Here is a 25,690-nt window from a genome sequence, read left to right as displayed (position 1 = left end):
AACAAGCACATAACTAAAGTGATCTTGTAAAGGAGGGAAAGGCTTTGAAAAAAGACCAACACAAAAAATCCAACCACGAGCTCGCGGCACAAGAGACGGATGGCGAATATGTTGAATTTTCCAAAGAACTTGCAGATCCGAATGACGTAAAAGCAATGGCACGTATGAAAGCGGCCGATCAGCGCGCCAAAAAACAATAAGTAAAAAAGCAGACCTTATTCAGCGGTCTGCTTTTCTTTTATTTGATTTCAGTAAGAAGACTTGATGCTTTCTGACGTGATTTTTCCTCAGGCACCTCTTCTGGATAACCTATATGAAGGATCGCAGCAAACCGTTCGTTTTCCTTTAATCCCATGTCTTGTTGAAAGCCTTTGTCGTATAAAATACGTCCGCTCTTCCAAACCATACCGATCCCTTGATCCCACGCAAGCAGCTGAAGATTTTGAATAAGTGCGCTGACGGCGGCAAAATCATCATTTCTCACGACAGGGTTCTCGTCTTCTTTTAGCACGACAAGTAAAAGCGCTGGAACCTTAGAAAAGTATTCTCTGTATTGATTGATTTTTTCTTCTTTTGCATCTGGGTTGTTGCGTTGAAAGAAAGCAATAAAGCGCTCTACAAAAGTCGCTTTCGCTTCATCCGTCACCGCATATAAAAAGCGCCATGGCTCCGTGATTTTATGGTTCGGTGCATAGACTGCATCCTCTAATAGCGGCTGAAGCTGCTCAATCGTCACCGGTGTGTCTTTGAATTTTCGAATCGATCGTCTATATCTGACAGCGTCTCGAACCGTTAACGCTTCTGTTTGTTGTTTCGTTTCTGGCATATGATATGTCATCCTTTCAATCAACTTAATTGAAATTGATTCTCATTCACATTATAAACGTCATCGCATGCAGTTGCAAATCAAGTATCCCTCCTCCCCGTCTGCTAAATAGTTGTTTGACTTTTTCAAGTAATGTTACAATCATATTACGTTTTAAACAAATTTTGAGAAAAAAGCCAAGATGATGAAATGATTTTCAAGTATTCCCATTTTGTCTGATCTGGTTTTTTTGTCAAAAGGCTTTCAACCATGATTGGAAGGGAGGCTTCTGGATGGAATGAAAATCAATATTGGACAAATCATTAAACTCTACCGTTATAAACAAAATATGACCCAATCTGAATTGGCAGAAGGAATTTGTTCTGTCTCTCATTTAAGTAAAATTGAAAATGGCTCAAAGGAGGCCAATCAAGATACGATCAATTTGCTGCTTGAACGGCTTGGCATCAGCCAAGAAAAGCTGTCACAAAAGGCGCGTCATCTGCTATCACTTTTGGATGAGTTTCAAATGAATATGTATTTCTATGCTCTCGATCAGGCTGAACAAAATGCAGAAATGATCATTCAGCACGAGGAGCAGTTCTTTTCGCTCGATTTAGGTATTCAGTATCATTTGTCCTTATTTCAATTTTATTTATTAACGGATAAACAGCCGCTTGCCTTAAAAACACACCGCGTGCTCAAAAAATTCGAAAAAACCTTTATTGAAACGGAAAAAGAAATTTTTGAATATCTTGACGGCATTCATCAAATTAAAATTGGTCAGCTTGAAGATGGGCTCAAAAAGCTTGAAAGCTGCTTTTCCTACGCTTCAGTCGAACAAAGTGATTTGTATTATCACTATGCAAAAGCACTTGGAAACATGGGACAGCTGGGTGATGCGCTTGAAGCGACACATCAAGCGATGGATTTATATAGACAAAAGAACAATTTCAAGCGGATTATTCACTGTACACTTATTCACGGCGTGATCTCACTTGAACTAAAAGCCTATCAAACTGCGAAGAAATATATAAAGGAAGTGATTTTGCACACGTCCCTTCATCCTGATGCCTATATTAAAATGTCCGCTTATTTTTATTACGGTGTGCTCTTAAAACGTGAAGGTGATTTCTCTTCAGCCGTGCCTTATTTACTAGATTCACTCAATTACTTTAATCAAGAACAGATAGAAGATCGTTACTGTGAAACGCTATATGAAATTGCGACACTATACGCTGAATATGACCGCAAAAAAGCACTTCCCTACATACACGAGCTGTTAAAACAGCCTCGTATTCAGCCAAACTGTTTATATATGATCAAAATCTATAAATTGATGATTGAGGAAAACCCTCTTGATTTGAAAACCTATTTGGTCGAAGCAGCCCTTCCTTACTTTGAACACAATGAGCTGCACAGTGAATATTTGTTTGCTCTTAGGACCTTACTTACCTATGCAGGTGCTGAGCTTGATGAGCAGGCCTATAAGTCCTACACAAAGAAACTGCTCGATCATTTAACAGTATATCTTCCCTATTACAAAAAAGCATGACCTTCTGCCGATCGAAGGTCATGCTTTTTCTATTTATTAAATGGTCTCTTGTTGATCTGTGTCATGATGGTTCACCCGTTTGACAGAATGAATATACCGTCTTTTTGCAAAGAAATCGTACGCATGCTGTCCAAAGCCTAGCCAAATACTGAGCACGATGAATGGGACCGTTCCCCATAAAGCAGGGATATGGCAGGCCATACGCAGCCAAGTATAAATCCCTGAATTCTTTTGATTTTTGGCTAGGGAAATAGACACAATTCGTTTTTCCGCCTTCTCTTCACTGATTTTATTCAGCCTGAGCAGCTGCGAGTGTCTAAAGGATTCAAAGTGAATCCGATTTTTCCAATCGAGTGATCTTAACACATCAATCGTTTTTGCACATGCAGGGCTTTGTCCGTCATAAAACACAAGCAGCCTCAGTGATTTAATGGAACGCTGTTCTCTTTTTTTCGATTCAGCGAGCTTCTTTTTTTCTTGATCGAGATAAATGATTTTTTTCATAAATTGATCGCCTGTCCTTTTCCATCATTTTTTTAGTTCGTTCAAAGGAGATTACAACTAGATTACTATAGTTGCTGGGCCTCTTGTATTGGGAAAAAGCCAACCGTTGTGCGTTATATGAGCCTTTGGATAAGGGCAAAATCATTGATTTCATAGCATATATGAGGTTTTTCAACTAAAAGTGGTTGGGAAAATCGTGGTGCTTTGCGGTTTTCTGCGGTATTTGATAGAATTCTGCGGTTTTCTACATCTTTATGCGGTGGTTTTGTAGGTAAAACGCAAAAACAAGATAAAAAAAGACTACTTCACATTGCGGCGAAGTAGTCTTTTGGTTTATATTTTTGCCAAAACTTCTACTATTTCTTTCTCAATATCTTTCCATAAGTAGCGGTCTGTCGTATAGTGATGTGCGGCTTCTTTCGCAAATACTTGAAAAGCTTCTTCATAATCAGGTGCATCTTTGTCCGGTTTTTTCTCGTCGACAAAGCGCTGCGCTTCTGCTGAGCGAGGTCCCCATTTGCCCACTTCATTCCCGTCCTGATCAATGATGACGATAATCGGAATCGATCTTGCGGTCCCGTTCGTTAAATACTGATCCATCAGGTCTAGATGCTCATCCCGAATGAAATAGCGCGCATCAATGAGTGCTTCATTTGCAATACGCATGAAAATTGGGACATTAACCATCGCATCTCCGCACCAATCCGCTGTGATGACAAGTGCTCTGAGCTTTTTCTTTTGCAGCTTTTGAAGCAGCTCTTTTTCTTTTTGATGAATTGCATACTGGTTGTACACCGTGAGCAGATTTTCCCGGTTTTTCTCCATGTTGTGTACATATATACGTTCAGCTAATCCCTTTGTAAACCATTCATTTAATGTCATATGAACATCCCCCTTACCCTTCAACTTTACCACTTTTGCTATTCTTTTGTCTAAAAAAACCTTCACCTAGTGAAAGGTAAAGGTCTTTTGGTTTATGGACGCCGCTTTCGATTGGGGTCCATCCCAATCAGCTTGGTGACAAGTACCATTGTGACTGGCAGTGACGTATTTTTTTTATACGCTAAATATTTCCCGCGCCATTCAGGCTTATATTTCTGTTTAAATGACCGTAAACCGCTGAAGCTGTACATGTATCTGACATTGTTGAAAATAACACTCGCCAAACGCTCCGTAAGAAAGGACTGATGGAACGTCCCCACATTCGATAAAGGTGCCATTCCCATGTTAAACGATTTGTAGCCTTTTTCTTTCGCCCATTGAAACAGGTGGATAAACAGCGCATCCATCATCCCGTTCGGTGCATCATGCATATGACGCATTAAATCGATGGAAATCTCCCCTTCTTGATACATCGGCATCAATGATACAAAGGAAATGATCTGCCCTTGTTCATCCTTTAGAATCGCAATCGGTGCTTTTTGAAGATAGTCTTCTTGAAAATAACCGAGCGAAAATCCTTTTTCTTTTTTCTTTCCGAGCCAGCTGTCAGAGATCTGTTTTAAGGTTGAGATCAACTCATTTGAAAAGGGAGGTTCCAGCATTTCAAAGGTGTAGCCTTCTCGTTCAAATTTATTCGCCACAGCTCGTAAATTTGATTTTTTCTTACCTGACAGAGTAAACGTTTCTAAATCGACCATGGCTTCTTCCCCAAGCTTAAAGAAGTGAAAGCCTAAGTCATGATAAAGAGCCATCCCTTCTCGTTCTACTTGATAAAAAGCGACGCGGTAGCCGGCTTTTTCTGTCTCCTGTAAAAACTCTTCAAGTACAAGCGGATAAGACGCCTCACGTCCAGATGGATCTCCAAGCACAATGACGCAGCGGCCAATTCGTCCAAACTGAAGCATCGCTTCTCCATCACTTGAGAAAAATAGTTTTTTGTCGCCTAAAAAGCCAAGATGACTGAGGGCATTTCCGCCCTTTTCTTCTAAAAACGTTTTTAGTTTTTCCTCATCTGCTTTTTCTCCAATCGGAAATGCTTTCTTATTAAAAATCAATTTACTAATGAAGAAGAAAAGCGGGACACCGATGAGAGCAATCATGCTTGTCATCGTGATATGCCGTTCATTATGCACCAAGTAATCCTTACTCAAGAAATGTCCGATTTTTGTCCAAATAAAGTTGCCAATCACATTATAATTAAACAGCACGAGTAAATAACCAGCGGCAGCCGTCACAAACTGATACAAGGAATAAGGTGCCTGCTGCTTTACAAATTGATTTCGAAGAGAGAAAAACACAGCCATGATGACTGGCAAAATAAAAATCAGACTGAGGTTAAACCCCTTTAACAAAGTAAACACAAAACCGCCTGCTAAAGAGATCATTGTCAGCACGTACGATCTTTTCGTTCTTTTATACACTTCAATGGACAAAATCATCAGAATGATTCCGAACATTAAAGAAAGACCATTAAATCCTGATAACAGAAAGCGCGGAATGCTGGTAATCACACCTAATCGATCGACTGGAAGCACAACAGATGCCATGATAAGCAAGCCGCTTCCAAAGGTTAAAATCGATAAAGATCCGTACAATAAACGGATTAATAAAGCACGGTGCAAAACAATTAAAACGTTCGTTGTTTCAATGGCAGGTGCCATTTTCGGATTGCCTTCAAGACGTCTAAGCGTCGTTCCCGTTAAATCGTAAGCAGCTAGACAAAGCCCTAAGATAAACGGGAAAATCGAGTACACGAAGCGGTACAAGACGAGCGCCGTCAGCACCATCTCTTTATCAAAACCAATGTATTGCATGCTCAGTAAAAAGATAAGGTCAAACGAACCAAATCCGCCCGGAACCATACTGATTAAACCGCCGATTGACGCAATCGCAAATACACCTAAGACTATTCGGACATCGACATTCATCCCCATAGAGACGACAGCCATGTACATGACAAGTCCAGCTGCCAGCCATTCTAAAAACGATGCCCCGATATAAGCGTAAATTGGATGCTTCAGTCCATTTTCACCGCTCTCGATCGAGCTTTTTCGAATGGATGCCATGACGATATAAATCGGTACAATACAGGCAAAGATAATGACAAATGCCCAAAGCCACGGCTCCTGGCTGATAATACTTTCAACTGGAAGCACCCTGACCAAGATCAAATCACTGAAAATAGATAAGCCCAAAAGGACAGAGGAAGTCAAAAGGGCAATGCCTTTCAGCAATTTTTTCGTATCTGTTATGTACTCCTTATAGAGAAGCGTTCTAAGCCCTGCTCCTGATAGACCGCCAAATCCAAGAACACTGTTAAAGGAGTTCGCAATCCAGGAAATGCGTATCGTTTTCCAGCCGCTGATGGGCATATCAAGGCTTTTTCGTAAAATAAAATCGTATAAGGACATCGATAAAACCGCGACAAGTCCAAGAAAGACAAGAATAAACAAGTCCATTCGGTTCAAGCTGTCAATAATATAAAACGTCTTTTTAATGGAAAGTCCGCTCAGCTCCTGCTTCGCGACAAAAATCAAGACAAGGATAATGACGATCGGAAAAAGCATTTTTAAGATCGTCATACCCGTTTTTTTGTTCCACATGTTTTTCCCAACTTTCTAGGTTGCTTCATTATTTCAACTGAACATTATTATACAACAAATACCACTTGATTCATGCAGTTTAACATTCAAAAGCTTGACGAACCTTTCAATTAGAAGTAAAAATCAGTAATATAAAGAAAAAGAGCCGCTTAAAGGAAGTGAACAAGCGTGGAATATAATATTCATGACACCACCGTATTAAAAGAAGAGATTTTATCTCCAGAAGAAAAAAAGACATGGGTTCTTTATATGAAAGTGCTCACAGCTGCAGGTCTTGGAGATGTTTCTGAATGGATGAAGCTTGATATGAGTATGCCTCAAATGAAGGTGCTCATGCTGCTCAATAACCATGGCTCTCTCAAAGTATCCGAAATCGCTGAAAAAATGGGCGCTTCTTTGTCCAATATGACAGGTCTGCTTGACCGGTTAGAACAGTCTAACTTTGTCGTGCGAAAGCACTCTGAGCGTGACCGGAGAATCATTGTCGTAGAACTGACAGAGGAAGCGAAAAATATTTTCAGAAGTATTTATCAAAAAGGACACGAAAAAATCAAAAATTCCCTGCAGCGGCTCAATGACGAGGAAAAAGAAAAAGTCAATGAAGGCCTTGCTATCTTAGAAAAAGCACTGCGTCCTGAACGCGGTTAAAAGGAAAAAAGACGGTCACTTGGAGTCCGTCTTTTTTGTTTCTTCTACTTGCCGATCTGGGGTGAAAAGATTTTTACGAATCACTTCCCTGTCATCCCATAAAAGATAGGCTAAGCCAATGATGAGGAAAAAAATGCTGATCCACGTACTGCCAGGGAGCACTTCTTCAAGAAGCTGAAATTTACTTACCTCATCATCAAAGCTCGTTCTAAAAAAATGAATCTCAAAAAGAACATATTTCGCTATATAAAACAATCCCGCCATACAGATAAACATGGCGCCGACAATTCTTCTTCCAGACATGCGTTTACTCCTTTAATTCCACTGATTTCTTTTGATTAATTCCGTGATATGGGCAAGGTGATGCTTTGAATGCCAGACGTACATTCCCGTTGCATCATATAAGGACACCGTTTGTTGATCGGCTGGGTGATAATAAGAAGCGTTGAAGTCTTCCTCTGACATTCCCCGCAGTAAAGTGACCCACCTGCGATGCAGACTGCTGATCAAAGGCAGGGATAAACTGATGGGTGCCTTGCTGTCAGGAAGTGAGGCAAATCCCTCCTGATCATATGGACGTATGTCCGGTGTATCTTCTGTGAGAGCAAGCTTGAATCGTAAGTATGCATTCAGATGGCTGTCTGCTACGTGGTGAATGAGCTGACGAACAGTCCATCCTCCCGGCCGATAAGGTGTATCAAGCTGAGCATCTGTCAGCGGTGCGGTCACCGCTTCATACTCTTCGGGGATTGCAGCCAACTGATCCATCCATGCTTCAAGCTGTGCTTTCGTTTTTGTTTCTATCGGTTCATATAAGCCAATCGGATATTGTAATGACGTCATACGCTCTCTCCTCTCTCAAATCCTTCAAGCACAAATTTTCCAATCATCTTTCCTTGCTCAAGTGTTTGATGTGCCTGCTTCAAGTTAGCAGCATTGATCGGACTGAGAACCTTTGTTAAGGTATGCGTTATTTTTCCCTGCTCAAATAACTCACCCGCCTCTGTCAAAAGCTCATGCTGTTTGATCATGTCCGCTGTTTCATACATAGGGCGTGTGAACATGAATTCCCATACAAATGCCGCACTTTTATTTTTGAGTAATTGAATGTCTAGGTTGTGCTGGTTTTCGACAATGGTACAGATCGTGCCTTGCGGTTTGATGGCTTCTGCCATGCCTTTGAAATGTCCATCTGTATCATTTAAGCATAAAATAAAATCCACTTCGCCAATTCCTTTTTCCTCGAGCTGCGCTAAAAGCGGCTGATGATGATCAATGATATGATCGGCACCTAATGACAGACACCACTCTTTTGTTTCTGGTCTTGATGCGGTAGCGATCACAGTTGCCTTCGCTAATTTGGCTAGTTGAATGGCGATAGACCCAACACCGCCTGCACCACCAATGATTAGCAAGGTTGACCCTTCAGCATTCCGCTTCATATGCATCCGGTCAAATAAAGCCTCATAAGCCGTAATTGTTGTAAGGGGCATCGCAGCTGCTTCTGCAAAGGATAGATTGGCAGGCTTTTTCGCCACAATACGTTCATCCACAAGCTGATATTCACTATTCGATCCTTGACGCGTAATATCTCCCGCATAGTAGACGTGATCACCTGGCTGAAACAATGTACACGCTTCGCCCACTTCAACAACCGTACCGCTTGCATCGAAGCCAAGAATTTTCAGTTTTTCTTCCTTCTGATCCTTCGGTGATCTCACCTTTGTATCAACTGGATTCACTGACACAGCCTCTATCTTCACGAGTACATCTCTGCCAGACGCCTTAGGCTTTTCGATCTCCTGATCCATCAGGCTTTGCTCATGCTCAATCGGCAAATACTCCAATAGTCCAACTGCTTTCACTCGCTCGCACTCCCTTTCTCTATTCTTTCTTACCACATTTTATCATAATTTTCTGATGTTTATGGCTGGATCAAACGAGTGATGGCACATTTATAACCTTTTCAGGGCCTTTCGCTCCCTCGCCATGTATGAAGGACGTGCTTTTTGCAAAGAAGGAACATAAGTGAACCAGCTGTTGGATTTAAAAAATAGCTGAACGTAGTAAAACTGGACGTGCTGAAGAAAAACGATGATCAATAGAAAAAGAGTGAATGAGAGTGTAGATAGATCCGCCCTTCCATGTATCCATTCATTGATCAATAGAATGACAAAACTGAGGATGAGGAGCTGTTCAACTCTTTGCACGAGCTGGCTAAAGACATGCCCGCGTTTTGATAAGTCACCAGACTGGTGCTTTCTAATCTTTCTCGATTTGTAGAGCCAAATGGTACTTTCTGTAAGGTTATGAATCATAAAAAGAGAGATGAGGGCCATCAATAAAGGTGACGGGGTATAAAGGACTTGTGCAACGAACGGAAACACTAAAAAATAACAGGCAATCAATGCGTGTCTGACTGATAAGAGAAATAGGTCTTTTTCTATGGATGTTTTCATGTGTTTCACCTCCATATGTACTACGTTTGAATTGCCAAAATGTTCCCCTTCGCTCCTCTCCATTCAATTGAGGTAGAACGCATTCTTTCCTCATGTCATAATAGGGTGTAAATTGGAGAAATTGGAGTGTCCGTATATGATGGTGACGATTGTTCTTTTTTTATTAGCAGGTTTAGCAGAAATTGGCGGCGGCTATTTGGTATGGCTTTGGCTGCGTGAAGCAAAACCTGTCAGCTTCGGGATCGCCGGCAGCCTCATCTTGGTTGTATATGGCATCATTCCAACCTTTCAGCAGTTCCCGACTTTCGGACGGGTTTATGCTGCCTATGGCGGTGTTTTTGTCATTCTTGCTGTGTTTTGGGGCTGGTGGGTCGATCGAAAAACACCTGATCTATATGACTGGATGGGTGCTTTGATCTGTTTGGCTGGAGTCAGTGTGATGTTATTTGCGCCTCGCAATTAATGGACCCATATAAAAAGTGCTGCCACATACGGGCAGCACTTTGCTATGTTATTTGAATGCTTCAACGAGCTCCAGCTGTTTGTAATTCTTTGTTTTTCTCTTTAAAGCGTTCGTTATGAGAGGAAACGTATGCCACTTTTTCAGCTTCTGGTTCGATGTACAGCTTTGCGCTATTCAGTGCATTGACTCCATCAACAAACGTGCCGGCAATTAAGCGAACCTTGCTTTTATGTGTACACAAGTCGCCTACCGCATAGACGCCCGGTAAATTGGTTTCCATTTTTTCATTAACCTCGATCAGTCCCCATTCACCCTGCTTGAGGCCCCATTCTGATAGCACGCTTAAATCGCCTTTCATCCCGTGATTGACAATCACAGCATCTGTTTCTATTCGTTCTTTTTCACCTGTCTCTATGTTTTGAATGGTGACAGCATCAATTTTGTCACCTTGACCATGCAGCTCTGTTAGTTCATGCGGGGTTAAAATTCGTTTGCAAGTTGCCTTCATGTTGGCGACGTTTTTCTCATGTCCGCCAAACATGTCACGGCGATGCACGACGGTGACACTTTCAGCAATCGATGCAAGGGCATTGGCCCAGTCAACCGCTGAGTCGCCGCCTCCAGAAATCACAACCCGCTTCCCTGCAAATGTCTTGAGCTCCTGGACAGTGTAATAAAGGTTTGTCACTTCATAGCGGTCTGCATCCTCGATTTCAAGTTTCCGCTGAACTGGAATGCCGTGACCCATCGCTAATATGAGGGTCTTTGTCAAATGACGATCACCATTTTCAGCCGTCAGTATGATGTGATTATGTTCATCTCGCTCAAATGACGTGATTTTTTGATTCAGTACAATCTCTGGTTCAAATGTTTTCGCCTGTGTTTCCAGCTGCTGTATCAGCTGTTCTCCTCTTGTTGGCGGCAAACCGCCGACATCCCAAATGACCTTTTCTGGATACAGTAGGATTTTTCCGCCAAGGCTTTCGTTGTACTCAAGTACCTTCGTCTTTAAGTCCCGCATCCCACTATAAAAGGCGGTGTACATGCCTGCTGGACCGCCGCCAATAATGGTGACGTCAAACAATTCAAGCTGATCTGTCATTTGAGTCCCTCCAGTTTTCCATCGAATGATCTATTTTTCAGTGATATTGATTCTCATTATCATATGTACCTATTGTAGTCTACTCTAGTGAAGGGAATCAATAGCTTTCTGCAAAAAAAGAACAGGACGAGCGCTCACTCGTCCTGTCATCCATCACACAATGGTTAAACCAAGGTCTTTTAATTCAAGAGAAACAAGTCTTGCAATCGCATCTGCGCCTTCTTTTGTAAAATGCGTGCGATCCTCAATTCCTGTTGACAGCATAAAGTAAGAGGTCGTTTTCTCTATGCCGGAAATTTGATAAAACTGAAGACTTGCGGTATTTAAATCGACGAGAAGAACTTCTTCTTCATCAGCTAATTCTTTCATAGCGGCACAGTAATCAGGAAAATCATTGATAAATTCTCCGTCTTTTTCATGAAAACGGCCGACTGGCGTTAATAAAAGTGGTGTTGCCCCTTTTGCTCTTGCTCCATGAATATATTGAGACAGGTAGCTTTTATACGTCGTGAAAGGATCTGTATGCCGCTCAGGCTTTTCCTTGGAAGCATCATTGTGCCCCATTTGCGTGAAAAGCCAGTCTCCTGGCTGAATGTCAGCCAATATGTCATCAAGGCGTCCTTCTTCAATGAATGTTTTTGAGCTTCTTCCACCAATGGCACGATTCTCGACGTTCACCCCTTGCGCTGTATAGCGGTGTAAAAACTCTCCCCATCCTCCTTGAACAGGACGATCTGGATAAGATGAAACCGTCGAATCACCAGCTAAATAGATGGTTGTCATGTTCATACGCCTCCCTTTTTCATTGAGACAATTTACCCGAGCGATACGGGTATGCTAGTGGTTGCTGAAAAGATATGAAACAATCAGCATCGCTATTTCAATTATTCTCTTTTTATTGATCAAAACCCTGCTTACCGGTAGATGTGAATGTGTTAAATATGCGGCGGAAGTTCTATTTTTGATTCCACTGCTTGATGTAACGCCTGAAGCATGTAGCCAATTCCTTTATATGGAGCCAGCGGATAATTTGCTTTTTGATGAGGCTGTAATAAAGGGTCGATCACTTTTCGATATTTCTTTCCACCTAGTACCACCAGTTCATCATATGCGAAAAGATTTTTTTGATGAAATTGCTGGCTCAGTTCTTCTCGTGTGATCTGCTTAGCATGCGGTGTACCAAAAGCCACATCATAATTTTCATGTATGATATCATCTGCCTTTAAGAACCCGTGCTTTGCTGATAAGATCATCCAGTCTGAAAAGAACGTTTGAGCATAGCTTTTCGTACGCTGATGCAGGGGACTTAAATATACATGGTTCGCTGGCTGGCTCCCTGCTTCTGGATCGACATCCCAAATTTTCTTCGCGCCACATGGAATGATACAAACTCGCTTCACTCGATTTTCTCCTTCCTTTTTCGATAAATCTGATACACGATACAGCCTAGCGCTGTGCCAAGTGTATTTAAGAGAATATCATCAATATCACTGCTTCTTGTAATGATACCAGATTGAGAGAACATCCATTGGAGCAATTCGATCATGGTTGACAGGAGAAAGCCCCCAAGAACCGCCTTTTGCCAGCGCATAGTCCGAAAGGCTTGATATAGAAAAAAACCGAGTGGTACAAATAACAATATGTTGCCTGCTAAGTTTAAAAAGACAAGATTTGGATAGCCGTGATGGTAGGCGTGAAGATTTTGATAAATGGACTGCAACGGCATGAGGTTGACACTCACCTGATCTCTTGGGGCGGAAAAACGATTTGGAAAGACCGTCAAATATAGTAAAACATTCGTATAAATAAACAGACAGGCAAGGACCAATTCTGTTCGCAAATAGATAAAACGATTGTGCTTTTTTGCCTGTCTATATCTCATATGTAAATAGAGCGGGACGAGCAGGAGAAAATAAGCAATGGAAAACATAGCACTGGAAGTCATACAGAGAGCTTCCCCTTTCTCACATGATGATGCTTGACCATATTTACAGCTTATTCAGGCTTGCCCGCATCTATTCATCACTTATTCTCACATTCAATGAAGAGAAAACCATATTGACAAATCGTCATTTTCTCGCTAAACTGAATGACATTCAGTCATTTAAGGTCGGTGATGATATGTCGAAACGAGAAAAGATTATGCTTGCTGCGATTGATGCGTTTAAAGAAAAAGGCATCGAAAAGACGACCATTTCTGATATTGTGAAAGCAGCAGGAGTAGCGCAAGGAACGTTTTATTTATATTTTCCTTCAAAGCTATCCGTCATGCCTGCAATCGCAGAACATCTCATCGCACAGATGGTGCCTGCAATCGAAAAGGAATTCACTCAGCATGCAGATGTCCTCGATCAAGCAGATGCACTTGTTGAATTCATTTTTGCTTTTACAAGACAATACCGTGATGTCCTTGCCCTGACCTACTCAGGCTTAGCCGCCACCGAGCATTTAAAGGAATGGGAAGATATTTATGAGCCGATTTACAAATGGGTCGCTGCTTTTCTAGAAAAAGCAAAGCAGGACAAAAGGGTCCGTGCGAATTTGAACTGTCAATATGCAGCCAAATTTATTATCGGTTTACTCGAATCGTCTGCTGAGCAAATGTACTTGTTTACGGAAACAGATACAGAAGAGGTTCTGATTCAAAAGCGAGAGGTGAAGCAATTTCTTCTTTACGCACTTGGCATAGAGACACCTTAACTTAGTACAGCACTCGCTGTACGCAGCGTGTAGACAAACCCTCGCATTCGGTGTCAGGTCTGCGCTCCGGTGCTCACGAATGTCCAATTCGCTCCGCTCCGGTACTCGCCCTTTCTAGACTGCAAAGGTTTTCTATCACGCTGAAAAGAAGACAAAGGGCTAAAATCAAGTTCATTTTAGCCCTTTGTCGACAATCTGAGTACAGCACTTGCTGTACGCTCTTTTTTGGTTTCAAAATGACGAATCGTCATTTTTAAGTTTTAGGAGGAAATACGATGAAAAAAAGCTGGATGTATGTTGCACTCACTTGTTTATTCGAATTACTTTGGGTGTTTGGTTTAAATAGAGCAGATGCTCTGTGGGAATGGGCGATCATTATCTGCCTGATCCCAGTTGATTTTTACTTTTTAATGAAAGCCTGCGAGAAGCTGCCGACAGGGACCGTGTACGCCGTGTTTGCCGGAGTTGGAACGATAGGGACATCTTTGATGGATTATGCGCTGTTCGGCGGTTCGTTTTCATTAGAAAAGCTCTTATTTATGGGCATTTTAATTCTCGGGATTATTGGACTGAAAGTGTCTGATGGAGATGCCCATGAGCAGAAAGGAGAAGCGGTATAAATGGGCTGGTTTTTTGTACTGTTGGCCTCTGCCTGCGAAATCGGCGGAACCATTGGCCTCAATATGTTTAGTAAGAAAAAGCAAATCACGACAGGCATTTTATTTGTCGGCGGGTTTGCCTTATCCTTTTTGTTTTTATACGCCTCGTTCTCTTCCGTTCAAGTATCCGTTGCCTATACGGTCTGGATTGGTCTTGGAACGGCGGGCTCTGTCTTGTTTAATATGATTTTATTTAAAGAGCCGAAAAACATGATTCGTATACTCAGCTTGCTGCTGATTGTGATTGGTGTGGTTGGGCTGAAGTTGTTTGCGTAATTGAATCACAAGAAAGAAAAAGTTTATGATGGTATTAGCCATACAAAAAGCAATGGAATTGATTTTCCATTGCTTTTTAAGTTAATTTATAAATTTTTCTTGGTACGCTTTAAATTGTTTTTCGTATTTTTGCAACTTTTCCCCATCAACTTTTGAATTTAATTTCGGTTTTCGCTTTCCAATCACCATCACATCTTTATCTACAATAGGACTTGATAAATAGATGTATGGCGCAAAACGATCACACTTCGTATTTGGGAGGGTGACGGATAACCTGGCATATTCTTCTGTCGGGAATTGGTTCGAAATTTCAAGTTCCTTGAGTCCCTCTAATTCCGATATCGGCTCTAAAGACTCGTCCTTCACTTTTATATTTGATAAGCACAGATATGTTAAATTCTTGAGGTATCTTAAAGGTTGAAGAGTATTTATATTTAATGTATTCCAAATCCCGCCTGACAATTGTAGAAATTCTAAACCAGTGTTTTTTTGCAAAGGGGCTATGTCATTCAACTTTGAAAAATCTGTTATGGATAAAGATTTTAAAAACGTGTTTTTTGATATATCCCATAAACTTTGTGCCTTTGTATTCCATTCAAGTGCCAATACCTCAACATCTTTAAGAGAACTGATGATTGATAAATCTTCTACTCTCAGTTCATGCACAAAGAGCATTTTGGGATTAACTAAGCTTAAGATCGTATTGAATTCCTTTTGGTTCACTTTGTAAATCCACAATTTCGTCAGGTTAGAAAAAGATTTCAACCTTTCAATATTTTTTGTTTTTCCTGTGATTAACAACTCAGTGGAATTATTATCTACATCGGCTAAATCATGAACAACTTCTGGTCGTTTATCATGATGAAAAATATATTGGGGGTCTTCTTTTCGCATGCTTTTACCTCCACACCTATAATTAAGGAATAATCTAAATAAATTTTATCAGTATTTTGCAGTCAACACATGATTATCTTTAGCACTTTCTGATATTCCTTTTGAAGAAACAGGGAAAGGATAAAAACTAGATGATCTTCTTTGGTCGCCAATCTTGATTATGACCTCTGTTTTCGATCCATTTTATAAAATCTTTATCATCTAAACATTGGAGACTATCTGCTGGGCAGCGGACTTCTTAGTAGATAATAAAGTTAGTAAAACGTCTATATATATACAAATAAAAGAACTCTAATTCATATACGAATTAGAGTCCTCATGATATAACTGATTTTATTTTTCCACCTTAAAATCGAACCCGCTAATTTATTTCTCGTTTAATGGGTGTCTTGCTGCTCGAGCAAGAGATCCATTGCGTAAATCGATTCGCCCTTCTCATCCAATAAAAAGTACACAATCAAAGGCTCTCCAAAAGCTGCTGTCTGCTGCGTGAACAAAACACAGGTGAATTTTTCAATACCAATTGGCAGCTTTCTTTTTAATAAAGGGTGAAGAATAGGCGAAGCCCGAATTGTATCTACATCAACTTCCCAACGTTCGTTTTTTAAAGTTGGATAATGCTCTGATAACAATTGGTGTAACATATCGGTCGTGAGCGCTGCTTTTCTATTGCATCCATCATTTATTATGTTGGTGTTATACATCCGATGGCTGCTCACCCTTTGAAGCGTTGATTCGTATTCCTTTTAAGACAAATCGTTTCTGACCATCAAGTGTACAAGTGATCAATGTCAGTTCATTTTTCCCGCGATCCTTTAGTACATCCACATCCGTCGGTTCAATCGTAGCTGAGCTGACAATTTTATATTCGTATGTTTCAGCTTGATGATGTAAGACAACTTTTTCTCCTTTAGGTACCTCTGGCAGCTGCCGGAAAAGCCGGTCACCTCTATACCCTCTATGCCCTGCAATCGTGAAATTCCCTTCACCTGGCATTTGATGAGATTTAATTTGAGTCAGTGCTATACCTAAATTTTCTTTTGTTGTAACAGGAAGTACTTTTTCGTTTAAATCAATTGACGGGATCTCTAGCTCCATCACATCTCGCAGGTCTTCTTCTGACACAGTTAAATGTGGTATAGAAGAAAGGGCATCACTTTCATTTTCTTTAATCATCTTTAATGCCTGTTCCATTGCTGCTGTCTCTTGTGAAGTTCGCCACTCATATAGAAAAGGAACGGAGATGAGCATCAGCCCCGTGACCACCAAAAAGCTGCCTAATAAGGTTCTTTTTTTCATCAATACACTCGTTCCTTCCTTTTACTGAATGGTTCTTCTTCTGACAACAAGAAGAACAGTTCCAGAAGCTACTAGTAAAATCCCTGCATACATCAAATAACGCAGCCATTCTTCACCAGTCTTTGGCAGCTCACCGTTTGAGTCATGAGGCGGATGCTGATCCCCTTTATCTGAGGCTGGCGGATTCGTGTGGTCCTCTTCATTCTTCACTGGTGCATTTTTCACAATCATTGTCTTGATCTCCACTTCGCCCATTTGAATTGTAAAAGCGAGCGGTTTCTTTAAAGCTACATAACCATCCGGTGCTTTCGTCTCTGTGAGTAGATACTCTCCAGGTTTAAGCCCTTTGACAATGGCTTCTCCGTCTTTTCCTGTTGTCACAGATTTTATGGTTTTCCCGGCTTTTGTACGAATGTCAAAGGATGCCCCTTTTAAGGTTCTATCTGTCTGCTGGTCTACCTTTATGATATGCAGACTTCCTAAGATCAAGTGATTCTTCGCTGTTAATTGAAGCGGCTTCTGCTGATTTTTCTCAATTGTGAACAGGATCGGCTTATCATCCAATTGATAGCCATGAGGTGCTTTCGTTTCAACGAATTGATATTGTCCCGGTTTTAAATCATTGATGTGAAGCTTTCCTTTTTGGTCTGTTACAAGTGATTTCTTCAACGTTTTTCCTTCTTTACTCAGAAGAGCAAATTCTGCATTTTCCAGCGTGTGTCCTTCATCATCCACTTTGGTCAGTTCCACTGCTCCCGGCGTTAGCTTGTTAATCATTTCTACTTTGGCTGGTTTGTCTTGACCTAAACGAATCGTAAATGAGACAGGTGTCTGATCCAATTCATAGCCGGCAATGCTTGCTGTTTCGACAAATCGATAGGTTCCTGGCTTCAGTTGACCGACTGTCAGTTGACCGTTTTTGTCTGTCTTTAAGTCTTTCTTTATACGTTGATCGTGCTCATCAAGCAGATCGAAGGTCACTCCATTGAGTAACTGACCATCTTCTCCTTTTTTCTGAAGCTGCACAGCACTTGTCGTCCGAATATTTTCTTTTGTCACTTTCACCAGTTGTTTTGGGTTGAAATCAATTTTAAATTCTACTGGTTCTGCATCTAGTTTATGTCCAAAAGGAGCCTTCGTTTCAACCAATTGGTAAGCGCCTGGTTTCAAATCGTTGACAGTGATGATGCCTTTCTCGTTGGTTGTTAAACCTGACATCAATTCTTTTCCATCGTCATTAAAAAGGGTAAATTCTGCTCCTTTCAATCTTTCTTTTTCTTCCCCTATTTTTGTGAGTTCTACAGAACCTTTCTTGAGCTGATTGATTGCCTTCACTTGAATCAACTCTTTTTGACCTAATTCAACTTCAAAGACAAGTGGTTTCGTACTCAATTCATAGCCTTCAAGACTCTTTCTTTCAACAAATTGATAGGTTCCAGGTTTTAAACCTGTGAAGGTGATCTTTCCATCCTGATTGGTTGTGATTCCTTCTCCTCCTGCCACTATCTTTCCTTTATCATCAGATAGATCAAAGACAACCCCTTCTAATGATTTCCCATCTTCGCCTTTTTTGTGTAACAGCACTCCGCCTGTAGTGCGGTTATTTTCTTTTGTCACACTGACCAGCTTCTCAGGGTTAAATGGAATAGCAAAAGTGACAGGTGTTTCGTCAAGTTCGTGACCGAATGGCGCCTTCGTTTCAACAAACTGATACGTTCCAGGCTTCAGATCGTTGACGATGATTTTCCCGTTCTGATCAGTGACAAGACCTGTTTTTATCTCTTTTCCATTTGCATCTACAAGCTTAAATTCTGCTCCTTCAAGCACATCATCCTTTTCACCGAGCTTCGTGAGCTGGACATCTCCAGTTTTAAGATCATTGATCACTTTGATCTCTGCTGGTGTTTTTTGTGCGACTTCGATGGTAAAAGGATATGGTTTATTATTCTTTTGGTAACCATCAACACTCTCTGTCTCCACGAGCTGATATTTGCCCGGTTTGAGATTATCGACCAAAAGCTTCCCATCTTCATCTGTTGTCAAATCTTTACGCACAACTTCGTCATTTTGATTCCTGACTTCAAATCGAACACCTTGAAGCTTCTTGCCATCTTCCCCTTCTTTCATCACTTCTAATGCACTTGTTTCATATAGGTTCTTTTGTGAAATGACGACTGGTTCCTTTGGATCAAGTGGTACTTCAAATTTGATTGGCGTTTCATCTAATACATAACCATCTGGTGCTTTTGTTTCAATGAGCTGATACGTACCTGGCCTTAGTTCGTTTATCGTGATCTTGCCATTTTCTCCTGTGACAAGCGAATCTTTTAACTCATGCCCGTCTTGATCTAAGAGCTTGAACTGTGCACCTTCTAGTCTCTCTCCGCCTTCACCTATTTTGCTCAATTCTGCAGAGCCTTTGATGATGTCATTTACTGCGGTGACAGTCGTTGTTTCTGTTTGATTTTCTTTAATGGTGAACGGCCATTTTTGCTGATTTAATTGATAACCTTTCGGTGCGTTTGTCTCAACAAAATAATAGGAACCTGGCTCAAGATGTTTGAAAAGGATTTCTCCTTTTTCGTCTGTTTTCAAATCGGTTTGGACGGTCTCTCCAGATTCATTTTTCAGTTCAAATTCTGCATTCTCTAATGCTGCACCCGTCTCTTTGTCTTTTTTCGTTAACTTGACATGCTGGCGGATTTCTTGGTTCTGCACCGTCATGCTATTTCCTGTTTTCGCTTGATCTCCTGATTCGTAAGGCTGATCAAGCGTGACATGGATCGGTTCCTTCGTTTTAATATAACCATCAGGTGCTTTCTCTTCTGTCACGATATAATCACCATACAGAAGACGATCAAATCGAAGAGCTCCTTCTTCATCTGTTGTCTTTGTACCAATGACGATACCACTCGCAGCATCTGTCAGAGAAAAACTTGCTCCTTTTAGCGCTTTTCCAGTACTCGCATCTACCTTTTTAACGGTTAAAGCACCAATCGATCCTGTGCCATCTCCCATGCCAGCGGTGCGTTTCACCACAATTGAAGCTTCAGATTCCTTTTTGATCTCTTTTACATTTTCACCTCTAAACGTTACTTCGTTTTGAAGTGTACTTCCCACTTTATCTAAAATGAGAGATTGGTATTCTAAAATATATGGTCTTGTTATTTCTTCTTTAAATTTAATTTGAAAAGAATCTGGGTCGAATTCAAGGTCTAGTTCATAATCCTTCCCTTTTTCCAGCTCTTCTCCTTTTGTCACTTGCCCCTTTTCATCTACTGTCGTCGAATAGAGATGAAATGAGTTTTCTATTATGGCTTGGTTACTGCTTGGATGGTCTATAATCGTCGCATCTTGAACTGTTGATTGACCAAAGTTGATATTCAGTTTCCAATCAATGACTTTTCCTTGCTGATTTCCTGATTTGCTCGTGTATTTCCCCCCATTTGGAATGGACACCACAGCATTCACATCTGATTCTTTTGTCTGTCCATCATAAAGGGTCGCTTTATTATCGTAGGTTTTCTGTACTAAATCCATTCCTTCAACACTTGTTTGATACGTGATTTTGTATGGGGAATCAATGGCTTTTTTGAAAGTCACTTCGAAGCCTGTTTCTCCCTTTTCATTTTCAAGGAATTTGATGTCATAATGTTCTTTCGCTAATACCTCTTTTTCTTCCGCACCATTTTCCCCGCCTTGTAAATCAAGCGAGTAGACGGTGATTGAATCTTTAAGCAAACGCTGATTTCCTTGAATGAAATCCTCGATTTTCGCCTCTTCTAAATGTTTCAAGTTATAGTTCACACCGATATTCCATGTGATTTCTTTTTTCTTTGCATTATAAGTTCCGTTTTTGAAACCATTTGACTGCGTGTATGTGTCAGGCGTGAAGACAGATTGATTTTCTTTCGTCAAATCCTTGCCATCTTCATTTACCCATTCGAGCTTTACATGATTACGCAAGTTCTTTTGATCTTTATCTGCTCTTTTTTCATAATCAAAAGACGTTGTATATGTGACGGTATGTTCTGTCTTTATTTCTTTCGTAAATTGAATATCAAATCCATTTGCATGTTCAACGATTTGATAATCTGTGCCTTCTTCAAGCACTGTATTACCTGTCGTCACTTTTAAACTATCTTTTTGCAGCGTCAATCCTTCGTTTGTAAACGTATCTTTTAATATCACATTGTTCATCGTTTGTTGATCTTTGTTGAAGGTGATACGCCATGGAATGGTCTTGGTCTTGTAATTCGGTGTTCCATGATTTTTCGTTAGGATTTGCTGGTCAATTCTTTGCTTCCCTTGTTTGCTCTCTTTGCCAGCTGTTACCGTATTGATAATCTCTTCAGCTTCAAAAATCCGCTCGGTTGCTTTTGTTTGATAGGTGATGAGATAAGCTGATTGAATATCTTGATTGAATTGCAAGGTAAACCCGTTTTGTTCATCCTTTTTTTGAGGTTGAACCACGTAATTTTCAAACGCTTTTGTTCCAGCTTCGTTGCCATTTTGATCAATTGTGACTTCTTTGACTTGAATGGAATCAGATATCAGCGCCTGTGTGCCGTTAAAGAAGTCTTCTAACAAAGCGTCCTTTTCAGCAATTTTTTTTTCGTTATAGTTATAACGAATTTCCCATGTAATTGTTTGTGTGACTGGGTCGTATTGCGCGGCTTTTTTATTTAAAGGACTGCCTCTTGTCACATTCACTGTTCCTTCTGCTGAACTGATCACTTTATCACCAGAAACAAGGGATGCTTTATTACGAAATGCAGATTGATCCTGATTTGTAATATCCGTTTCATACATTAAACGGTAAGCTAGATGCACGTCATCTTTAAATTCAATCGTGAAATCTTGACCATCTGCTGTTTGGCCGATTGTGTAGTGGTTTTCGTCAAGCAGCTGACCAATCGATGTTTCCCCATTTAGCTTTGTATCAATACGATAAAGCTTGATTGAATCTTTTTTCAATGCCTGACCTTCTTGAATCGGATCTAACAGTTTCGCTTGTTTCACATCTTCTAAATCCATATTAAAATCTACTGTCCATTGAATGGTTTCAGCATTGTAAGAACGATTTGGTTCTCCCTTTTTAGAGACGTTTGGGCCATTTGGAATGTATTGAATCGGGATTGATATTTTATCCTTTCCTTCAATCGGGGTAATGACCACTTCTTTTTCTTCAGTAATGACAGTTTTTTTATCTAATTGCGTCCACACTTGAAGTGTTCCATGAATATTTGAATATTGTTTAATAAAATCAGTGAACTCGATGGAGGCATTTCCGCTTTCATCTACAGAAAAATAACCAATGGTTGCCTGATTAAATTTCATCTCAAGACGATCGATTTTTTCATAAATCACTAATTCCTCTGGAACCTTGAAATGGAATTCATCCCCGCCATTATAGCTATGACCGTTCGGAATGGCCCACTCATAGTTAATGGAAATCAGCGAGTTAATATCAGGCTTTTCAACTGAATTTCCTTCCTGATCTTCAAATATTAATTTCGCATCAGTGAGGAGATTTTCTTGTATCTGCATTTGTTTTGAAACACTTTGCAGCCCTGCACGCTTAGACACGCTCACTTTGTTTTTTAGTAATTCATCTTCATCGTTTTGTTTCGTTTGAGCGGCTTCTTGATTGTTAGAAGCTTTATCTTTCTCAGATGAGATTGAGTCATCTTTTGGAAGGCTTTCTTCACCCTCATTTTGCTTTGTTTTCTCTTCTTGCTGAGTTATACTGGTGACATCGATGTCAATTGATCCTTCTAAATTTGGATCGATCTCAACATCTTCTTTAAATTTCACCGTCACTTCATTTTGTTTTGAAACGGTATACTCGCCAACAGGTATGTCACCCACAGTAATGGGTTCCTTCTGCTCCTTCTCTACCTGGATGGCTGAAGGAAGAGTGAGAACATACGGATATTGTTTTTTTAGATCAATTCCTTTTATAGACCAATGCACAGTGGCCTTTCTTACTTGCTGATCTTCCATGCTTGATAACTTATTGCCTTCGCTATCAGCAAATTCAATATCCCCATAAATGTTTTCTTGAATTTCTTTTGCTTGTGCCCCTGCTAAAGGCAAGACTCCTAATATACTAGACTGTATGACTAGCACTGTAATGAGTGCCAGCGACAATATTCTTTTCAATACATCCACCCTTTTCTAAAATTAATTTTCAACAACGATAAAAAAATCATTAGTATACTGTCAGATCAATCACTCCGCTTCTGATCAATATTTTCTAAAAATGGCACCTTAAGACCCTATGAATAAAATGAGTTGATCAATCATGAGCTTGAAAGGTCATCATGAGTAGTGGATTGAGTAACTGGATTGGGGTCTATAGAAATGGGGAATAGTGAGAGGATCGTGAAAAGATTAAATGTGAATTTTTATATTTATACTGGAATGAACAATAAATGATGTGTACATGCATATATAAGCATGTATTCACATATGGTTCGTTCATATGAAACAAGCATGTATCATATCGTATGTAAGGTGCGTCAGTTCAGCATTATATAAATCGCCTTCCTTTCTACTCCCTTTCATATGGTAATCAAAAAGCTGCTGCGTTTTATTCTTACATTTACCGTTTCATCAGCAAAAAAATAAACTTAAATATCTAAAATGATCCATTTTTATAGGATTCATGGCTTACTTATCACCTTTTAAAAGAAATATATGGAGAATCAGGGAATAACATTTGTTTTCGTCTAATTTTTTTCTCTTTTATCATGAAAAGTGAAGACAAAACGATTTAGCCTAAACATTAAAATCATTTTATGCCTATTTAGAAAATCAAATGTTCTTTAAGTGAACTTCATCATATAGAGGCAAGCCAAGGAAAGGAGTTAGTTGTTTAATGGAGCTCATTGATAATAAATCAAAGAGATGGATAAAAATTTTAAAACTGCTTGTATCAAAAGATAAGTGGTGGAGCCTTCAAGAGATATCGAATGAAAATATCGGCTCGGTTCGTGCGATTCAAAGCGATTTAGAACAAATGAAGTCGTTCCAAACAGAGAACGGAGAGCCGTTAATCCACATAAAGCCAAGACAAGGCATATCCATTTGTTATACACAGACGATACGAGTCGACTACTATATCAAAGAAATTCTAAAAGATACGATTGAAATTCGATTGATTGACGGCGTTTTCTTTGAACAAAACAGGTCTTTCTATGAATGGATGGACACGCTGAATATCAGTAGATCCACATTGTATAACACCATTCATAAAATCAATTCGCTTCTTATCTCGTATGACATTGAGTTACGACCAGATAGTATGCAGTTCCATGGAAATGAGAAGGAGATTCGTCAATTTTTTGTGGAATTTTTGTTTGAAGTGTATGGAAGCAGGCTTTGGCCATTCGAAGATATTCAAAAGCAAGATGCAGTTGATTTTTTACAAAAGCTATTTCAGGTGCTCGAAGTCAATCTTCCTGATGTGGCTATAGATAAATTTTGCCTATGGCTCGCCGTTTCCATACACCGAGTGAGGAAAAATTTTACCATACGACGCAATTATAGGTACTCAATGGATCAGGAAAAACAAACATCTACAGCTAAAGGTATCTATAAACAAATCAAAAACTTAGAAGAACACGTTTGCCAAATGACAAAGGACACTTTTGGTGTTACTTTGGATCGTCACGAATTTGTCTTTTTACTATTGATTGAACCAGCTATTGGCCATTATAAATCAATTGAAACTGTCGAAGAAAAATTGACGTTCTTTCAATCGCATACACCACACCTCTTCGAAGCCATTCATTCCTTTATCAATCAATTGGAGTTGATTTTTCATCAAGAGGTGGCTAATCGCAAGGCGATGACACTGATTCTGCTCCAATATTATGTGTATTCTAGGGAAATTACCGTAAGAGATGGATTCCTTTTCAAAAAGAAATCGAGGTATTTATCAGAGGTAAAAAAACAGCTTCCTTACTTCTATTCGAGGATTACTCATATCATCCAAGAGTTAAAAACAGACGATATACTTGCTTCTTTTGTGAAAAATGAACGAGAATTGATTCGTATCATTACTTCTAACTGGAGGGGGCTTGTTCATTTGGAAATGGATCGGAGAAACGTGTTGAACATTTTTGTCATTTCAACATTAGGTTATAATCATAGTTTGTTTATTGCGGATTTAATTAAATTAAGATTGCCTCCTCTCATTCATATTTTCACAAGTCCAGAAAATACATTAAATGAACTGACAATGGATCAACTTGGGATTGATATGGTTGTGACCGATACTGAGCTTCCTAATCAATTAGGACGGTCTACGCTGCTGATCAGCTCTTTTCCAACAAAGAAAGAAGTGGACAACTTGCACTCAAGATTGGTTGATATGACAAACTAATATTCACAAGAAAAGCTGCTGAGGAGCTCTCTCAAGCAGCTTTTTTGCTTCTGTATTAATGAAGCGCTATTTGTTCATTCATCAAATCAATGGCGTAAAGCGATTGCTCATATTCATCTAATAAAAGGTAGACTTTGAGCGGTGCAGCGGTTTGATCTGTCTGCTGCGTGAATAGGACACAAGTGAATTTTTCGATTCCTTCTGGCAGCTTGCTTTTCAGAAAAGGATGAAGAATAGGAGAGATTCGAAGGGTATCAACATCTTTTAGCCAAAGCTCATCTTGTAACGCAGGATAATGGTCAACCAAAAACTGACGAAACACTTCCAATGTACTCAAGTTAGATATCCTCACTTTCTTCTATTTATAGCTTTAAGCTTACCTAAAACAA

The 25,690-nt window shown here is 40.0% G+C and carries 25 protein-coding genes; 8 read left to right on the top strand and 17 right to left on the bottom strand.

The window, feature by feature from the left end; genetic code table 11:
- The first annotated feature begins 44 nt into the window (after positions 1-44).
- Positions 45-200, top strand: a complete 156-nt coding sequence (locus MHB67_RS04075; protein WP_024425223.1) for a YfhD family protein — start codon at positions 45-47, stop codon at positions 198-200.
- Positions 201-238: 38 nt separating this feature from the next.
- Here the strand turns inward: MHB67_RS04075 and MHB67_RS04070 are convergent, their stop codons facing one another.
- Positions 239-826 carry a nitroreductase gene (locus MHB67_RS04070; RefSeq protein ID WP_024425224.1) on the bottom strand — a complete coding sequence of 196 codons (588 nt, stop codon included), beginning with the start codon at positions 824-826 and terminating at the stop codon, positions 239-241.
- 277 nt (positions 827-1,103) lie between these two features.
- Here MHB67_RS04070 and MHB67_RS04065 point away from each other — a divergent pair, with 277 nt between their 5' ends.
- Positions 1,104-2,360 (top strand): transcriptional regulator, encoded by a 1,257-nt coding sequence (locus MHB67_RS04065; protein WP_024425225.1) that lies wholly within the window; start codon positions 1,104-1,106, stop codon positions 2,358-2,360.
- Between the two features lie 36 nt (positions 2,361-2,396).
- Here the strand turns inward: MHB67_RS04065 and MHB67_RS04060 are convergent, their stop codons facing one another.
- The 3 genes from MHB67_RS04060 to mprF all read right to left on the bottom strand — a co-directional run bounded on the left by MHB67_RS04060 (position 2,397) and on the right by mprF (position 6,409).
- Positions 2,397-2,864: a DUF393 domain-containing protein gene (locus MHB67_RS04060; RefSeq protein ID WP_024425226.1), complete on the bottom strand. Its 468-nt coding sequence runs from the start codon at positions 2,862-2,864 to the stop codon at positions 2,397-2,399.
- 333 nt (positions 2,865-3,197) lie between these two features.
- Positions 3,198-3,746, bottom strand: a complete 549-nt coding sequence (locus MHB67_RS04055; RefSeq protein WP_103132713.1) for a thioredoxin family protein — start codon at positions 3,744-3,746, stop codon at positions 3,198-3,200.
- A gap of 92 nt (positions 3,747-3,838) precedes the next feature.
- Entirely contained in the window at positions 3,839-6,409 is a 2,571-nt protein-coding gene (gene mprF / locus MHB67_RS04050; protein ID WP_133744894.1) for a bifunctional lysylphosphatidylglycerol flippase/synthetase MprF, read from the bottom strand.
- A 168-nt stretch (positions 6,410-6,577) separates the two neighbouring features.
- Between mprF and MHB67_RS04045 the strand changes: the two genes are divergently transcribed.
- A complete protein-coding gene (locus MHB67_RS04045; protein WP_024425228.1) occupies positions 6,578-7,057 on the top strand; it encodes a MarR family transcriptional regulator in 480 nt (159 codons plus the stop codon).
- Positions 7,058-7,072: 15 nt separating this feature from the next.
- Here MHB67_RS04045 and MHB67_RS04040 read toward each other — a convergent pair whose 3' ends face one another.
- The 4 genes from MHB67_RS04040 to MHB67_RS04025 all read right to left on the bottom strand — a co-directional run bounded on the left by MHB67_RS04040 (position 7,073) and on the right by MHB67_RS04025 (position 9,516).
- Complete coding sequence (locus MHB67_RS04040) at positions 7,073-7,360, bottom strand: hypothetical protein (RefSeq protein ID WP_332285300.1); 288 nt, start codon at positions 7,358-7,360, stop codon at positions 7,073-7,075.
- A gap of 12 nt (positions 7,361-7,372) precedes the next feature.
- Complete coding sequence (locus MHB67_RS04035) at positions 7,373-7,900, bottom strand: YfiT family bacillithiol transferase (RefSeq protein ID WP_342492812.1); 528 nt, start codon at positions 7,898-7,900, stop codon at positions 7,373-7,375.
- Entirely contained in the window at positions 7,897-8,922 is a 1,026-nt protein-coding gene (locus MHB67_RS04030) for a zinc-binding alcohol dehydrogenase family protein (RefSeq protein WP_342492811.1), read from the bottom strand. Before MHB67_RS04030 ends, MHB67_RS04035 begins: the two co-directional genes overlap by 4 nt.
- Positions 8,923-9,012: 90 nt before the next feature.
- A complete protein-coding gene (locus MHB67_RS04025) occupies positions 9,013-9,516 on the bottom strand; it encodes a hypothetical protein (protein WP_342492810.1) in 504 nt (167 codons plus the stop codon).
- Positions 9,517-9,652: 136 nt separating this feature from the next.
- Here MHB67_RS04025 and MHB67_RS04020 point away from each other — a divergent pair, with 136 nt between their 5' ends.
- Positions 9,653-9,979: a YnfA family protein gene (locus tag MHB67_RS04020; protein ID WP_103132717.1), complete on the top strand. Its 327-nt coding sequence runs from the start codon at positions 9,653-9,655 to the stop codon at positions 9,977-9,979.
- Between the two features lie 61 nt (positions 9,980-10,040).
- Here the strand turns inward: MHB67_RS04020 and MHB67_RS04015 are convergent, their stop codons facing one another.
- The 4 genes from MHB67_RS04015 to MHB67_RS04000 form a co-directional block, all read right to left on the bottom strand.
- Positions 10,041-11,081, bottom strand: coding sequence for an NAD(P)/FAD-dependent oxidoreductase (locus tag MHB67_RS04015; RefSeq protein WP_342492809.1), 1,041 nt, complete (start codon positions 11,079-11,081; stop codon positions 10,041-10,043).
- Between the two features lie 153 nt (positions 11,082-11,234).
- Positions 11,235-11,864, bottom strand: a complete 630-nt coding sequence (locus MHB67_RS04010) for a rhamnogalacturonan acetylesterase (RefSeq protein ID WP_025093483.1) — start codon at positions 11,862-11,864, stop codon at positions 11,235-11,237.
- A gap of 152 nt (positions 11,865-12,016) precedes the next feature.
- Positions 12,017-12,481: a DUF6884 domain-containing protein gene (locus MHB67_RS04005; RefSeq protein ID WP_103132720.1), complete on the bottom strand. Its 465-nt coding sequence runs from the start codon at positions 12,479-12,481 to the stop codon at positions 12,017-12,019.
- A complete protein-coding gene (locus tag MHB67_RS04000) occupies positions 12,478-13,026 on the bottom strand; it encodes a VanZ family protein (RefSeq protein WP_342492808.1) in 549 nt (182 codons plus the stop codon). The genes MHB67_RS04005 and MHB67_RS04000 overlap by 4 nt, the downstream gene beginning before the upstream one ends.
- 176 nt (positions 13,027-13,202) lie before the next feature.
- On the opposite strand from MHB67_RS04000, the gene MHB67_RS03995 reads away from it, so the two are divergent.
- The 3 genes from MHB67_RS03995 (at position 13,203) to MHB67_RS03985 (ending at position 14,716) form a co-directional block, all read left to right on the top strand.
- Complete coding sequence (locus MHB67_RS03995) at positions 13,203-13,781, top strand: TetR family transcriptional regulator (protein WP_025093485.1); 579 nt, start codon at positions 13,203-13,205, stop codon at positions 13,779-13,781.
- A 275-nt stretch (positions 13,782-14,056) separates the two neighbouring features.
- The gene (locus tag MHB67_RS03990) at positions 14,057-14,401 is read left to right on the top strand and encodes an SMR family transporter (protein ID WP_024425239.1); all 345 of its coding nucleotides are present in this window, start codon (positions 14,057-14,059) and stop codon (positions 14,399-14,401) included.
- Positions 14,402-14,716, top strand: coding sequence for a multidrug efflux SMR transporter (locus tag MHB67_RS03985; RefSeq protein ID WP_003217878.1), 315 nt, complete (start codon positions 14,402-14,404; stop codon positions 14,714-14,716).
- A gap of 81 nt (positions 14,717-14,797) precedes the next feature.
- On the opposite strand, the gene MHB67_RS03980 is transcribed toward MHB67_RS03985, so the two are convergent.
- From MHB67_RS03980 to MHB67_RS03965, 4 genes are all read right to left on the bottom strand, one after another.
- Positions 14,798-15,610, bottom strand: a complete 813-nt coding sequence (locus MHB67_RS03980) for a leucine-rich repeat domain-containing protein (protein ID WP_342492807.1) — start codon at positions 15,608-15,610, stop codon at positions 14,798-14,800.
- 377 nt (positions 15,611-15,987) lie between these two features.
- On the bottom strand, positions 15,988-16,314 hold the full coding sequence (locus MHB67_RS03975; RefSeq protein ID WP_342492806.1) for a hypothetical protein: 327 nt from the start codon (positions 16,312-16,314) through the stop codon (positions 15,988-15,990).
- The gene (locus tag MHB67_RS03970; RefSeq protein WP_342492805.1) at positions 16,307-16,909 is read right to left on the bottom strand and encodes a class D sortase; all 603 of its coding nucleotides are present in this window, start codon (positions 16,907-16,909) and stop codon (positions 16,307-16,309) included. The genes MHB67_RS03975 and MHB67_RS03970 overlap by 8 nt, the downstream gene beginning before the upstream one ends.
- A 21-nt stretch (positions 16,910-16,930) precedes the next feature.
- Positions 16,931-23,083 carry a SpaA isopeptide-forming pilin-related protein gene (locus MHB67_RS03965; RefSeq protein ID WP_342492804.1) on the bottom strand — a complete coding sequence of 2,051 codons (6,153 nt, stop codon included), beginning with the start codon at positions 23,081-23,083 and terminating at the stop codon, positions 16,931-16,933.
- A 709-nt stretch (positions 23,084-23,792) separates the two neighbouring features.
- Here MHB67_RS03965 and MHB67_RS03960 point away from each other — a divergent pair.
- The gene (locus tag MHB67_RS03960) at positions 23,793-25,301 is read left to right on the top strand and encodes a helix-turn-helix domain-containing protein (RefSeq protein WP_056767742.1); all 1,509 of its coding nucleotides are present in this window, start codon (positions 23,793-23,795) and stop codon (positions 25,299-25,301) included.
- 55 nt (positions 25,302-25,356) lie between these two features.
- On the opposite strand, the gene MHB67_RS03955 is transcribed toward MHB67_RS03960, so the two are convergent.
- Positions 25,357-25,638 (bottom strand): hypothetical protein, encoded by a 282-nt coding sequence (locus MHB67_RS03955; protein ID WP_024425245.1) that lies wholly within the window; start codon positions 25,636-25,638, stop codon positions 25,357-25,359.
- Between the last annotated feature and the right edge of the window lie 52 nt (positions 25,639-25,690).

It is taken from the genome of Bacillus sp. FSL H8-0516 (genome assembly GCF_038635285.1).
GTDB lineage: Bacteria > Bacillota > Bacilli > Bacillales > Bacillaceae > Bacillus > Bacillus safensis.
Note: the sequence above shows the minus strand (reverse complement) of the source record. Positions and strands in the feature narration are given on the sequence as shown.